Genomic DNA, 13,290 nt, shown 5'->3' on the forward strand with positions numbered 1-13,290 from the left:
CCTTGAAATTTGCGGGTTATCCCGAGGTTTCCGAAAGGTGTGAATGGATGGGGCCGGTGAGAACAACTAGTACAAGCAAGCAATTTCGGGCTTGTATTTTTGGAGTCGCACTTGCCCTTTGCACCAGTTTGGTGCAATCACGTGCGCCCGCGCCGCAAGAGACGGTCGCCACTATTGCAGTGGCTGAACTCCCTTCGCAAGGCCGTGTGACCTACCGATTGATCCATGAAGGTGGCCCGTTTCCTTATGAAAAGGATGGCACGGTGTTCGGTAACCGTGAGCGGCTTCTCCCCAATCGGCAACGTGGCTACTACCGTGAATATACGGTAAAAACCGCTGGCATTCGCCACAGAGGAGCCAATCGCATTGTGTGCGGAGGCCCACCTCAAACGCCAGATGGTTGTTACTACACCAACGACCACTATGCGAGCTTTCGGAAGATCGTCGAGTAGACGTTGCGCCATCAGTGCAAGACAGAATTTTTAGCCGGGGTATATTTTGATGGACGAAATGAAGGCGGAGATGGACATTCCTCTCCGCAATGTAAGAACCAACATCGTGCAGTCGATCCGCGCGTTTCGCGTGCAAGACCTGCAAGATGCGGCCCAAGGTTTGGGCCAACACTTTCTGTATGCCAATTTGGCGAATGCGCAAAGCAAGCAAGATGTGCTGGACATGATTGCCTTGCAATTTACGTTCCCGACGCACTTTGGCAAAAACTTTGATGCGCTCTACGACTGCATGACCGACCCACTGCACAAGTCTGGCCCTCAGCCAGGTTTTGTGGTGGTGCTGGAGCAGATTCCTGCGCACGCCAAGTTCGACAAAGAAGCCCGCGAACAGCTGCTGGACATCTTCCGTGATGCCGCAGATTACTGGGGAGACCGGAAGATTCCCTTCCGATGCTTCTATTCTTTTCTGTAGCCCGTTCTGCACAAAACAGCCAAGCAGAACGGGCGAACGAGGCAGAAGAGGAAGTTGTGGCCGTTGCCGAAATGGCAGCCGACGACGCGGAGAAGATGCCCACCGACAAATTGGTGGACGTATCCCCTCTGGCGCTGCGCATGAGCAGCCCCTTCAACGCAGGTTACTGGCTCGCGGCCGCTTAAGTCGCAAGTCAGCGGTGTAGAACGCTAGCAAACCTGCGTTCTACACCAAGGCAAAAAGCCCGTCGGCGCAAGCTCGACGGGCTTTTTGTTTTTGGCAGAACAACTTCGGACTACGGATGTGGTGCGAGTTGCTGGGCGAGTGCCAGGTACTCCGCAACCGGCACTTCTTCGGCACGCCGCTGAACATCAAACGTTCCGGCAAAGGCTTTTTCCTCCAGCCAACGGCCCAAGGTATGGCGCAGCAACTTGCGCCGCTGGCTAAAGGCTACCTGCACCATTTCCGTCATCAACGGTACCGCCACGACAACCGGGTTTTCAAGCGGCACCATGCGCACCACGGCGCTGTCGACACGCGGCGGCGGGTCAAACGCATCTGGCGGCACAAACAGCACGTTTTCCATGGCATAGCGCCACTGCAGCATGACGGTGAGCCGGCCATAGTCGCTGGTCGCGGGGCGTGCCACCATACGGTCGATCACCTCTTTTTGCAGCATGAAGTGCTGGTCTTGCACCACATCGATGTGCTCCAACAAGTGGAACAAGATGGGCGTGGAGATGTTGTAAGGCAGATTGCCCACCACCCGCAGCTTGCGCGGCGCCACGGCCACACCAAGCGCGCCGAAGTCGACGCGCAGCACGTCCGACTCCACCACCGTGAGTTGCGGATGGTCACGCAGCCGGCGTGCCAGGTCGCGGTCCAGTTCAACCACCGTCAGATGCCCCAAACGCTCCACCAGGGGCTGCGTCAACGCGGCTTGGCCGGGGCCAATTTCTATCATGGCGTCGCCCGGCGCAGGGGCAATGGCGTCGACGATGGCGCCGATAATGCCTTGATCGGTCAGAAAATGCTGACCAAAGCGCTTGCGGGGAATGTGCCCAGAAGATTTCAAAATAGCAGGCCCGTTTTACTGCGGCGACTCGCGCATCTCGACATAGGCGCGCGCGCGAACCTCGTCCACCCAGTTGGCATAAGATTCGTCTAGCTTTTTCTCGCGCAACGCGCTGCGCACCATCTCGCGTTGCTCTTTGGGCGTGAGCTTGAGTTCACGTTGTTCCAGCAGTTGGATCAAATGCACGCCATAACGCGAAACCACTGGATTGGAAACCTGGCCCACTTTCAGCGTATTCAGCACTTCTTCAAACTCCGGCACAAACTGGCCTGGGCTGCTCCAGCCCAGATCCCCGCCCTGGCTGGCACTGCCGTCTTCCGAATATTCGCGTGCGATATTGGCAAACTCGACCTGGCCGGCCTCAATGCGGCGTTTGAATCCAGCCAGACGCTCCACGGCAGCGGCTTCGGTCAACTCTGCATTCGGGCGCAGCAGAATGTGCCGCGCATGGTTTTGCGGCACGGCGGTAGGCATGCCGGACTGCTGCTTGTCCAAAACCTTCAAGATATGAAAACCGGCCGCCGAGCGCAGCACCGCGCTGTAGCCGCCAATCTTCACATCGTGCACACCGTCGACAAACAGCTGAGGGTAGCGGTCGGCGCTACGCAGTCCCAACACACCACCGCTGGTCCGGTCTGGCGCGTCTGAGGCTTCTCGCACCAGCGCTGCGAAATCGGCGCCGCCCTTGGCGCGCACGAGCAGCGCATCGGCCTTCGCCTGCAAAGTTTTGACTTGGTCTGGCGCCGCACCTTCCGGCACGGCAACCAGCAACATGGCCAGGTTCAGTCCCTCGGGGGCCTTCTGGGTTTCATTCTGCTGCTGGCGCAGGTACTGCTCAACGTCCGCATCCGTGACCTTCACGCGCGAGTCAAGCTCTCTTTCGCGCAAACGCGTCAACATCATCTGGTTGCGCAGTTCTTCGCGAAAACGCGTCACGGGCAGGCCTTCCCGGGCGACGCGGCGGCGTAGTTCCGGCACGTCAATCTGGTTCTGCGCCGCGACGGCTTGCTCAGCCTGGTCAACCGCAGCCTCGTCTACCTTGATACCGTTTTCGCGCGCAATCTGCAGTTGCGCCTTCTCCAGAATCAGGCGCTCCAGCACCTGCTGGGTCAGTTCTGCAGTGCTCGGCTGCGGGCCACCTTGTTGCGCCAGTTGCTGAGACAGCCGCGCCAGCCGTGTACGCACTTCGTTGTTGGTGATGGGCTCTGAGTTCACGATGGCGACGATGAAGTCGGCTTGGCGTGCCACCACCGGAGCGGGGGCAGCCGCACTGACGCTGCCAAAGGCGCTACCGGCCTGCCCGGATGGGCGCAAGCCCTGTGCCAAAGCCGGCCAAGCAGCCAACACGATCAGGCTGCTCGCAGCCAGTTGAAAAAAACGATGGTTCATGTTGCGGTTCAAAAATGACGTGGTTCAGTCGTATTGGCCAAAACGACTGGGCGTCGTGGTGTTTTCCCGTAAATACTGGTAACGGGGAATGTTCTCTCGCAGGGCGGCCAGCGGGCTGGCCCCCAAACGCGCAAAGCCGACGAATTCAATCTGGAACAAGATCTTCTGGTTCACAGTATCGGTGCTGCGCTGCAGGCGCTCGATCACGATGCGGCCCAGCCAGCATCCGGCGTCATATTCGAAGCCCATGACCGAATCCACCAACTTGTTCTCTTGCAGACTGTAGTTCAAGCGACCAACGCTGTACCAGCGCCCTTCACCCTGCCCTCTGCCAGGGCCGAGATTTTTGCCCTTGTCGCCCCAGAGGTCGTTCAGCGGCCACTGCCAGCTGACATCTACCGACTCACTCTGGTCGCGCCTGTAACGGTAGGCGGCGCTGATGGAGCGGTAGTCGCTCGGACTCCAGCGGCCACTGAGCAGGGCACGCTCGGAACGGTTGGTCTTTTGGTTGTATTGCACCGTCGCGTCGGTCGACCAGCGCTTGTCCCAATTGACCGAGGCGCCAACCAGGAAATCGCTCAAGCGGTCGGTGACAGGCGCCACACCCGGCATGGTGACCAACTGGTCTTTGAAACGCACACGTTGCGCCACCCCGAAACGGGCATATTCTTCGGCCGTGTCGGCGTTCAAAAACCGCGTGGTCAGGCCCAGGGTGAGCAGGTTGCTGTCAGAAATACGGTCATGCCCGCTGAAGGCGTTTTCCGTGAACACCGTCGCAAAGTTGAAGTCGTTTTGCGCCGCATCGTAGACTGGCAAAAAGTTCTGATCGCGGTACGGCGTGTTCACATAAAACGCGCGCGGCTCCAGGGTCTGGGTCAGGTTCTTGCCAAACAGATTCGTGTTGCGCTCAAAAATCAGGCCCGTATCCAGGCTGAAGGTGGGCACGGTCACCGTGGCGCTGTTCATGCCGTTCGCCAAGCGTTGGTCGAACTGGTAGTTGGTGGTGCTGAACATCAGCTTGGGCGTCACAAACCAACCGGGTGCCAACCAGGGTCGGCTGATCTGCCCGGTGAGGAAGCTGCGCTGGGCGTTGGGCTGCAAGGTCAGCAGTTTGTCGGCCTGAAACTGGGTGTAATCGGCGTCCAACGCATAGTCGAAGCCTCCCACGTCGTAACGCGCGTAGCGGCCCACCCATTGCGGCATGCGGTCATACGGCGGAACGATAGGCGTGGCGGCATCCTGCAGCGTCTGCCATTTCAGCGCACGAATACTGGTGGAAAAATTGCCTGAAGCCCAGGCCAACGAACCTTCATTGGCCAACAAGCGCTCGGTCAACGACTCGCCCTGCAGGCCAAAGTCACTCCAGTAATTGTCGTCACTGACGCGGTTGAGGTTCAGGTTCAGGCCCAGCTTGCCCACACCCGAGATTCCGGTATCAATCGAGCCGGAATGTTTGGCGGCATAACTCCAACGCTCACGGTCACGCAACCTGTCGTCGGGCATGTAGCTGCCACGCAGTGTGCCGTTGTAGGTTGGCTCCAGGTAGCGGAACTCGGCCCCCAGGTCGATGCCACGTTTGGTCATCACCGTGGGGAAAAATGTTGCATCGCGGTTTGGCGCAATATTCCAGTAGTACGGAACAGTGGTTTCAAAACCGTTGAGGTTGTCCAAGCCCACGGTGGGCGGCAGAAAACCGGACTTGCGTTTGTCGGTCAGCGGAAAGCTCATCTCGGGAAACGCCAGCACAGGCACATCCTTGAAGCGCAACACCCCGCCTTCCGCAACGCCAACTTCGTCTTCCATGTCGATGTTCAGCGTACGCGCCTTCAGGATCCAGTCCGGCATCCAGCTGGGCCCCCCTTCGCGGCGGCAGGTGCTGTAAGTGGCGTCGCGCAGCAATAGACGCTTGTCGTCCAGGAACTCGGCCCGCGAGGCATCTCCCTGGCCGCCATTGGCTAGAAATTGATAGGTCGGCTTTTCAAAAAAACCTTCAAAGGCATCAACCTTGAGCTCCAGGCGTTCGCCGGTGTAGATGTTGCCGCCACGGTTGACATACACATTGCCCGAAGCCTTGGCCATGTCGTCGACCTGGGTGTATTCCATGCGATCGGCGCGCATCACCATGTCGCTCTTGCGCATCACGGCGTTGCCTTCCAGCACCAGGTTCTGCTCGGCCTGGCCGGAACTCTTGTCCCCATAATAAAAGGTGGGCGACTGCTCGCGTACGACGGCCGGCACCTGTTCCGCCAGCAACGGGGTGGTGCGCAAGCGCAGTGGCGCATCATCCGCGGCTTGGGCATGGGCAACGCGGCCGCCCGACACCATACACAACAAAGCGGCCACCACGGCCACAGGTGTCCGGGCGAATCGGGCGCGGCCATTGGCGGGCGGGTGGTAAGGCTTCAAAACAGACATCAGAGAAACTATTCGAACGGACAATTGTGCAGCCTTGGCGCAGGTGGATGCCCCCGCATGCACGCCACACACAACAGGCCGAAACCCGCGCACGACGTCCGGCAGGACCGGATTTGTAGAATGGATTATCCATGAGCCACACCTCCTCCCCCGTTTCCCCCGTGTCTACGCCCAACTCATCCACTCCTGCGGCCACATCTGCCGCCATCGAATGGGCTGACACCCAGCGTCAGAGCGCCTTCAACGCCTGGTTGACGGCCGTCGCACCCACTCAGCAGTTGCGCCCCGACACCGTCCGCCTGGCCTCGGCCGATGCCAGCTTCCGCCGGTATTTCCGTGTCGACACGGTCAACGGCGCCAGCCGCATCATCATGGACGCCCCGCCGGACAAGGAAAACAGCGAACCCTTTGTGCGCATTGCCGCGCTGATGGGCCAGGCCGGCCTGCGCGTGCCCGAAGTACTGTCTTGGGACGCCCCGCAAGGCTTTATGCTGCTGACCGACCTGGGCAGCGACACCATGATGGCGCGCATCGACGCGCAAAACCCCACAGCCAACCAGCCGATGTACCTGCAAGCCGTGGACAGCCTGCTGCGCCTGCAACAGGCCTCCAAACCCGGCGTGCTGCCCGAATACAACCAGGCCCTGCTGCAGCGCGAATTAAGCCTGTTCCCGGACTGGTACCTCACGCAGCACCGCGGTGTGGTGCTGGACAACGACATGCTGAACACGCTGTCTACGGTGTTCGAAAAGCTGGTGGCGCACAACCTCGCCGCACCGCAGGTCTACGTACACCGCGACTTCATGCCGCGCAATCTGATGGCCGGCACGGCCGAGCACCCTGAACTCGGCGTGCTCGACTTCCAGGACGCGGTCTACGGCCCCATCACCTACGACATCGCCAGCCTGATGCGCGACGCCTTCCTCACCTGGGACGAAGACTTTGTGCTCGACATCACCGTGCGTTACTGGCAGCAGGCCAAGAAGCTCGGCCTGGTGGGCGCGGCCAGCGCCAGCGGCTGGGGCGACGACTTCGGCGCCTTCTACCAAGGCGTGGAGTGGATGGGCCTGCAGCGCCACCTCAAGGTGGCCGGCATCTTTGCGCGCCTGACCTTGCGCGACGGCAAACCCAAATACCTGGCCGACACGCCACGCTTCATCCACTACATCCGCAGCACCGCCGGCCGCTACCGCGACCTGATCCCGCTGATGCGCCTGGTGGACAAGATTGAAGGCACCACACCTGTCACCGGTTTCGCCTACGGGCGGATGTAGGCTCACCCCCTGGCTACAGTGCTGCGCACTTTCCGCCAACCCCGTTGCAGGGGGCAACACCAGCAGCCTGGCAAAGCCAGTTCTGCGGTGTTTTTGGCAGGGGAGCTTGAGCGTTTACAAAGTGTTAGTCAAATTGACCACCTAAGCAGACTAAATAAGCGTCGACAGCTTCACTATTAATAGCAAAAATGCCTCGTTTTTACTGTCCTGCTCCGCTGACCACGGACGCCACTCTAGACCTGCCGCCCGGCGCCGCGCGCCATGTGCAGGTGCTGCGGCTGCAGCCCGGCGACAGCATTACGCTGTTCAACAGCGGCTTTGGTGCGCCTGCAGAGCTGGCACATCAGGCGACGGGCGACAGCTATGACGCCACCATAGAACGCATGGGCCGCAGCGAGGTGGTGGTGCGTGTGGGCGCCCGCCACCCTGCTAACCACGCCCCGCTGCGCCCGGTGCACCTGGCCGTGGGCATGCCCGCCAACGACCGCATGGACTGGCTGGTCGAAAAAGCCACAGAACTCGGCGTCGCCAGCATTCAACCGCTGTTGACCGAGCGCAGCGTGCTGCGCCTGAGTGGTGAACGCGCCGAGAAAAAGATCAACCACTGGCGCGGCGTCGCCATCGCCGCCTGTGAACAGTCGGGCCACAACCTGGTGCCGCCGGTGTTCGACATGAGCACGCTGAGCGACTGGCTCAAGGCACAACCGGCCACGTCCACCACCACACGCGGCCTGCTTTCGCTGCGCCCCGGCACACAACGCCTGGGCGACCTCGTGGCGCCACTGCCCGGCACCGCCCCGGTGCTGTTTTTAAGCGGCCCCGAAGGCGGCCTGAGCGCAACTGAAGAAGAACTCGCCATCAGCCGAGGCTTTGTGCCCGTCACCCTGGGCGCCCAAGTCTTGCGCTCCGAAACCGCGCCGCTGGCCGCTCTGGCCCGGCTGCTTTGTTAAAGACCCACTCCGACATGAATCTGCATGATCTAGACGGGCTCCCAGGAAACGACGGGCCCGCCGAAGCGATTTCCGTCGCCGACGCCAGCCTGGCGAGCTACTTTCGCGACACCGAAGACGTGGCCGAATTCCCCTCGGCTTGGCGCATAGAACAACAGGGCCCGCTGTTCACCGCACTGCAAGGCCTGTTCCACGGCCCCGCCGGCCTGGTGCGCCTGCGTGTGTGGGTGTTCATGGAACTGCTGGCGCAAGACGCGCAAAGCCTGAGCCGCGAGCAGCTCGATACACTGTTTTACGCCGTGCGCCCCGAAGCGCTGGAAACCGTTTTCAAGCGCTTTCGCGACACCCAACTGCTGCTGTGGGACGAAACCCAGCGCCGCTACAGTCTCACGCCGCTGGCGCAGCAGCTGTCGCAAATCCTCGCGCCGCTGGCACGCGAACCGCAAGACGATGACGACGAGCTTGCCGGCCTGCTGGGTCAGGTGCTGGGTGCCGAACAATTGGGCACGCTGGAGGCCGGCCAGGTGCGCATGCTGCAGGCCCAGTTGGGCCGGCTGCACGACGCGTTTTCCGATGCCATCGCCAGCGGCTCTGAGTTCCGCCTGCGCGAAGCGCGCAAACGCTACGACCGCGCGGCGGCGTTGATCGACAAGGCCTCCACCGCCATCACCACACTCATCAGCAACGCCCACGGCCACCTGGCGCTCGAAAAAGCCGCGCGCACCCTGGGCCAGGCCCAATCGCGCCTGCTGGCCATGGCCAGCCAGTTCAACCGCGCTCTGCAACAGGTCGACCGGCAACGCGTGACGCTGGGCACCACCGGCATCACCAGCACCGACGTGAAACGCTGGCTGCAAACCGTGCCCAAGCCCCACACCTTGCTGGACGGCGCACTTGCCCAAGCTAGCGCCACCTCCATGCTGCTGCAGCACGAACTGTTGGACGTGGCCGAGGCCGAGTTTGAACGCGACCGCCCCAAAGCCCTGGCGCCCGACGAACTGCCCAGCTCGCAAGCCGCGCCCGAGGGCAACCTGCACGCCGTGGCCTTGCCCCAAGAGTTGGGCGCGTTGGCCGGCATGCTTGCCGGTTGGGACCTGGCGGCCGAGCAGGCCAGCCAAGCCGCCGATGCGGACAGCCCCGCCGTGCTCTCGTACGACGTGGCCGATGCCCTGCTGGGCGACCTGCCCGAGACCGCACGCTACGCCCAAATCGCCTACAAGGCGCAGCTGCTGCCGCTGCTGGGCGATGCCCAAGCCACGCAATTGCAAGGCGCCACCGGCGACCTGGCGCGCCAGCCCTGGCGTGTGGTCTGGAACGCCAAACAACGCCGCATCAAACACCCCGCGCTGGAACGCATCAGCACCGGCCAACTGGTCTCGCTGCGTACACCGCCCGCGCCTGCCGTCAATGAAGCAGACGCCAACCCAACACCTTCCGAGCAGAAAGAGAACTAAAACACCATGGACGACGCCGCGCTGCTCATCGCCGAACTCCTCACGCGCCGCTTCCTGCCGCGCACCCACCCGCGTGTGAAACGCGCCCTGGTCAACGCCGAACTGTTTGCGCAGGTAGAACAACGCCTGGCCGATGTGGGCCTGCGCTGGATGGACAACATCTACGCCGAACACGTGAGTGTGGCCCTGCTGCCCGCCGCGCAAAACCCCATTCTTGGCGAGGCCGGCATCAACGCCAACAACAACATGGAACTGCCGCGCGACGGCGTGGCCTTGCTGGTGGTTTTGTGGGCGCTGATCATCCTGCCCAAACGCGAACGCCAGACCAGCCGCGTCGAACCCGATGTGCCGCAAAACGAAATGTTCGCCGGCAGCAAACCCATGCCCGCCGTGCGCGACGTCAGCCCGGTGCTGTCGTACAAGGCGCTGCTCGAAGACTACGGCCCGCAGCTAGGCAAAAAGACCCGGCTCGACGTCAACCTGAAGCTGCTCGAGCGGCAGAACTTCATCGTGCGCAAACTCGACGACATTGCCGAAGGCCCGCTGCTCGACGTCTTGCTTGACTACGACATCCTGGCGCCGCGCATCCTCGATGGTGCGCTGGCCGACGTGCTGCTGCGCGAACGGGCGGAACAGCCCGCCGCCGACGCCACCGCAGCCCCTGAAACCATTCCCGCTGAGAGCTAAGCCATGTTCCACCTGCAAAGCCTAGAACTCGTCCACTGGGACTACTGCCAACGCGTCAGCCTGCCGCTGGACGCCTCCATCATCACCATCGCCGGCCCCAATGGTTCGGGCAAAACCACGCTGCTCGACGCCATGCGCACGCTGCTGGGCCTCAAATGCTCGGCGCCGCGCGACTACAAAACCTATGCGCGCCACGCCGGGGCCAACGTTGCCTGGCTGCGTGCCGTGGTCGACAACCGCGCACAAAACCGCCAGACCTCGAGCCGGCCGTTCGCCAAACAATTGATGTACAGCGACCAGGTCACGCTGGCCTGCCGCATCGAGCGCAACGGCGGCGACTGGCAGCGCCGCTACCTGGTGGTCGAAGGCGACGCCAGCATAGAACAATTGCGCGACACACCCGACAAAGACCTCGGCCTGATGGGCGTGGAGGCCTGGGGCCGCGTACTCGCCGGGGCCGGCCTGTCGCCGGCCATCTGCAAGGTGTTGTCGCTGGAACAAGGCCAGACCGACCGACTGTGCGAGTTCAGCCCACGCGAACTGCTGCGCCTGATCTTCGACGTGTTTGGCGACCAGGACGTGCTCAACGACTACGACACCGCACGCCAGCACCAGCAGCAACTGGCGCGCGAAATGGGCCAGGCCGAACACGAGCTGGACCACAGCAAGGCCCAACTGGCCGAACTGCAAAGCCGCGTGGCCAACTTCAAAAGCTGGCAACACAAGGTGCAGGAGCAAGAGCGCCTGGCCACCGAAGTGGTGCCGGTGCTGGAATGGCAAGACCAGCGCCAGGGCCTGGTCAAACGCAGCCTGGAACAACGCCGCCAGCGCCAGCACGCCGCCAGCCACAAGGCCGAGCGCGCGGCGCAAAGCGCGCAACTGCTGGCGCTGCTGAATGCCCGCACCCAGGCCGACGCAGAGAGCACCCGGCTGCTGCAAGAACGCGATGCCGCCGCCAGCCAACGCGACACCACCCGCGACCTGGAACGGCCGCTAGAACTGTTGGCCAAACGCGAAGCCGAACTGCTGGCCCTGGTCGACAAGGAAAGCGACGCCGAAGCGCTGACCGCACACCTAGACAAGCTGCGCACGCAAGAATCGGCGCTGCAGCAAAAGCACAGCGCCTTACTACAAAAACGAGAGCTTGCCGCGCAATCACACGCTGCGCTGGAAGGCCAAAACACGCCACCTATTCCGGACGACGCCCGGCGCCTGCGCCAGCGCCTGCAGGGCAAAAACATCGCCCACCGCTTCCTCGCCGAAGTGGTGGAAGTGCGCGACGAACACTGGCGCGCCGCAATCGAAGGTGTGCTGCGCGCATCCCGCTGGACAGTGCTGCTGGAAGACGCGGGCGACGTTGATGCCGCCGACACCATTGCCAGCGCCGACCGCTACCGCCACTACATCACCGCGCCCGGCGACACCGCGCCCGCAGGCGACGCCAACAGCCTGCTGGCGCACATACGCTTCGACGCCAAGGTGCCGCGCTGGCTGATCCAGCAACTGCAAAACCTGCGCTGTGTGGACAGCCCCGCCGCCGGCCGCAAAACCAGCGGCAACTGGATCACGCCCCAGGCTTATAGCTTCGATGGACGTGGCGCACGCTCCATGTGGGTGGAACCACGCGACCACCAGTTCGGCGCCGCCGCCCTGATCGCCCGGCGCGAAGCCGTGGAGCGCGACCTGCGCAGCCTGGACGCGGCACTAGGCCCTCTAGGCCAGGAGCTGCGCGAAATCCGTGTGCAGATCAAAGACTGCCAACAGTCCCTGGCCGGCCACAGCGCGGCCCAGGAACTGGGCCAGCGCAACGACGAGTTCAGCGCCGCCAAGCAGGCCCTGCCCGCCGCCAAACAGGCACGCATTGCTGCGGCCCAACACTGGCAAACGCTGGACACCGCCTACACCGCCGCCAAAGCACGCCACCAGGAAGCCGACACCCAGTACCGCCAGTTGGAGCAAAGCCAGCGCAGCAAAAACCAGGAGATGGACCGCCTGACGCTGGACCTGGCCACACGCCGCGGCCAACACCGGGCCGATGTCGATGCCTCGGGTCTGCAGCGGCAAAAGTTCCCGGCCCACTGGTTGCGACCCGAGAAGGTACAAGACCTGGTGCGCCAGTACCTGAACGCCACCCAGGCGCGGCTGCGCCTGCAGTCTGTGCACGACGAGCTGCAGCTCGACACCTGGGAAAAAGACGCCACCGTGGAAGAACGCTTCCGCCGCATGGAAACCACGGTGCGCGAACAGGGCTACAACCTCGACGACCACAAAGCGAAAAACGCCCAGGCCGCAATTGCCGTGATGAACGCGCGCGAAAGCTACATCGAAGTGCTGCGCAGCACCGTGCGCCGCTACCGCAAGAACATCCAGGAGCTGGGTTTGCTGGCGGGTGTGGACGTCAACGCCGACCTGCCCTTGCTGGAGAACGAAGACACCGTGCTGGCCCAGGCCGGCCTGAAGGTGCATTTCAACTTCGACGGCAAGGGCAGCATAGGCCTGAACGATGGCGAAGCCTCGGGCGGCCAACAGGTGATCAAGTCGCTGATCCTGCTGGTGGGTTTGCTCAAAGACGAAGAAAGCGCCTCGGGTGGCTTTGTCTTCATCGACGAACCCTTTGCCCACCTGGACGTGCGCAACATCCAGCTGGTCGGCCACTTCCTGCGCTCCACCCAGGCGCAATACGTGCTCACCACACCGATCACGCACAACCTGGAAGTGTTCGAACCCGCCGAGATCACGCTCATCACCAGCAAAAAGCCCAAAGACTCGCGCTGGGCGCCGCCGATTGCGGTGGCCAAGCGGCGTGGGCCGGTGGAGTTGAAGGCGGCATAAGTCCAGAGGCGGCGATCTCAACAGCAGTCTTATGATCGCCGCATGAACCGCAACCTCTGGCTGCTGGCGCTTTGCCAGGGACTTTTTCTCACCAACAACGTCACCTTCATTGCCATCAACGGCCTGGTCGGCCTGAGCCTGGCGCCCAGGGGGTGGATGGCCACGCTGCCGGTGATGGGTTATGTGGTGGGCGGCGCGCTCAGCACCGGCCTGGTGGCGCACACACAGGCGCGCTGGGGCCGCAAGGCTTCGTTTCAGCTGGGGCTGGTCGTCGCGGTGGCATCCGCGCT

At 62.6% G+C, this 13,290-nt stretch carries 11 protein-coding genes and 1 pseudogene; 9 read left to right on the plus strand and 3 right to left on the minus strand.

The genetic code is table 11. From position 1 onward, the window contains the following. Positions 1 to 47 precede the first annotated feature (47 nt). The 3 genes from ACFQ95_RS20770 to ACFQ95_RS20780 are packed head-to-tail and all read left to right on the plus strand — an operon-like array spanning position 48 to position 1,109. Positions 48 to 452 carry a ribonuclease domain-containing protein gene (locus ACFQ95_RS20770; protein WP_422834091.1) on the plus strand — a complete coding sequence of 135 codons (405 nt, stop codon included), beginning with the start codon at positions 48 to 50 and terminating at the stop codon, positions 450 to 452. A gap of 49 nt (positions 453 to 501) precedes the next feature. Further along, a complete protein-coding gene (locus tag ACFQ95_RS20775; protein WP_422834071.1) occupies positions 502 to 924 on the plus strand; it encodes a barstar family protein in 423 nt (140 codons plus the stop codon). Beyond that, positions 903 to 1,109, plus strand: a complete 207-nt coding sequence (locus tag ACFQ95_RS20780; RefSeq protein ID WP_422834073.1) for a hypothetical protein — start codon at positions 903 to 905, stop codon at positions 1,107 to 1,109. Before ACFQ95_RS20775 ends, ACFQ95_RS20780 begins: the two co-directional genes overlap by 22 nt. Positions 1,110 to 1,219: 110 nt before the next feature. Here ACFQ95_RS20780 and rsmA read toward each other — a convergent pair whose 3' ends face one another. Genes rsmA through ACFQ95_RS20795 form a run of 3 tightly spaced genes read right to left on the minus strand, consistent with a single transcriptional unit; the run spans position 1,220 to position 5,803 of the window. Beyond that, positions 1,220 to 1,999: a 16S rRNA (adenine(1518)-N(6)/adenine(1519)-N(6))-dimethyltransferase RsmA gene (gene rsmA / locus ACFQ95_RS20785; RefSeq protein ID WP_422834074.1), complete on the minus strand. Its 780-nt coding sequence runs from the start codon at positions 1,997 to 1,999 to the stop codon at positions 1,220 to 1,222. A gap of 15 nt (positions 2,000 to 2,014) precedes the next feature. After that, entirely contained in the window at positions 2,015 to 3,388 is a 1,374-nt protein-coding gene (locus ACFQ95_RS20790) for a peptidylprolyl isomerase (protein ID WP_422834076.1), read from the minus strand. Positions 3,389 to 3,412: 24 nt separating this feature from the next. Continuing rightward, on the minus strand, positions 3,413 to 5,803 hold the full coding sequence (locus tag ACFQ95_RS20795) for an LPS-assembly protein LptD (protein WP_422834078.1): 2,391 nt from the start codon (positions 5,801 to 5,803) through the stop codon (positions 3,413 to 3,415). Between the two features lie 131 nt (positions 5,804 to 5,934). Between ACFQ95_RS20795 and ACFQ95_RS20800 the strand changes: the two genes are divergently transcribed. From ACFQ95_RS20800 to ACFQ95_RS20825, 6 genes and pseudogenes are all read left to right on the plus strand, one after another. Further along, positions 5,935 to 7,077 (plus strand): aminoglycoside phosphotransferase family protein, encoded by a 1,143-nt coding sequence (locus ACFQ95_RS20800; protein WP_422834080.1) that lies wholly within the window; start codon positions 5,935 to 5,937, stop codon positions 7,075 to 7,077. 188 nt (positions 7,078 to 7,265) lie between these two features. Beyond that, a complete protein-coding gene (locus tag ACFQ95_RS20805; protein ID WP_422834082.1) occupies positions 7,266 to 8,027 on the plus strand; it encodes a 16S rRNA (uracil(1498)-N(3))-methyltransferase in 762 nt (253 codons plus the stop codon). A gap of 14 nt (positions 8,028 to 8,041) precedes the next feature. Continuing rightward, complete coding sequence (locus tag ACFQ95_RS20810) at positions 8,042 to 9,481, plus strand: hypothetical protein (RefSeq protein WP_422834084.1); 1,440 nt, start codon at positions 8,042 to 8,044, stop codon at positions 9,479 to 9,481. A gap of 6 nt (positions 9,482 to 9,487) precedes the next feature. Continuing rightward, entirely contained in the window at positions 9,488 to 10,168 is a 681-nt protein-coding gene (locus ACFQ95_RS20815; protein WP_422834086.1) for a hypothetical protein, read from the plus strand. A gap of 3 nt (positions 10,169 to 10,171) precedes the next feature. Further along, a complete protein-coding gene (locus ACFQ95_RS20820; RefSeq protein WP_422834088.1) occupies positions 10,172 to 13,000 on the plus strand; it encodes an ATP-binding protein in 2,829 nt (942 codons plus the stop codon). A gap of 42 nt (positions 13,001 to 13,042) precedes the next feature. Then, positions 13,043 to 13,290 (plus strand): annotated as a pseudogene (locus ACFQ95_RS20825) (MFS transporter); the annotation flags it as partial.

The sequence above is a fragment of the Variovorax sp. HJSM1_2 genome (assembly GCF_049316285.1).
Classification (GTDB): domain Bacteria; phylum Pseudomonadota; class Gammaproteobacteria; order Burkholderiales; family Burkholderiaceae_C; genus Rhodoferax_B.

Coding starts and splice junctions, on each gene's coding strand:
- ACFQ95_RS20790 (WP_422834076.1), bottom strand. CDS start 3,388: ATGAACCATCGTTTTTTTCAACTGGCTGCGAGCAGCCTGATCGTGTTG.
- ACFQ95_RS20815 (WP_422834086.1), top strand. CDS start 9,488: ATGGACGACGCCGCGCTGCTCATCGCCGAACTCCTCACGCGCCGCTTC.
- ACFQ95_RS20780 (WP_422834073.1), top strand. CDS start 903: ATGCTTCTATTCTTTTCTGTAGCCCGTTCTGCACAAAACAGCCAAGCA.
- ACFQ95_RS20795 (WP_422834078.1), bottom strand. CDS start 5,803: ATGTCTGTTTTGAAGCCTTACCACCCGCCCGCCAATGGCCGCGCCCGA.
- ACFQ95_RS20775 (WP_422834071.1), top strand. CDS start 502: ATGGACGAAATGAAGGCGGAGATGGACATTCCTCTCCGCAATGTAAGA.
- ACFQ95_RS20800 (WP_422834080.1), top strand. CDS start 5,935: ATGAGCCACACCTCCTCCCCCGTTTCCCCCGTGTCTACGCCCAACTCA.
- ACFQ95_RS20820 (WP_422834088.1), top strand. CDS start 10,172: ATGTTCCACCTGCAAAGCCTAGAACTCGTCCACTGGGACTACTGCCAA.
- ACFQ95_RS20770 (WP_422834091.1), top strand. CDS start 48: ATGGGGCCGGTGAGAACAACTAGTACAAGCAAGCAATTTCGGGCTTGT.
- ACFQ95_RS20805 (WP_422834082.1), top strand. CDS start 7,266: ATGCCTCGTTTTTACTGTCCTGCTCCGCTGACCACGGACGCCACTCTA.
- ACFQ95_RS20810 (WP_422834084.1), top strand. CDS start 8,042: ATGAATCTGCATGATCTAGACGGGCTCCCAGGAAACGACGGGCCCGCC.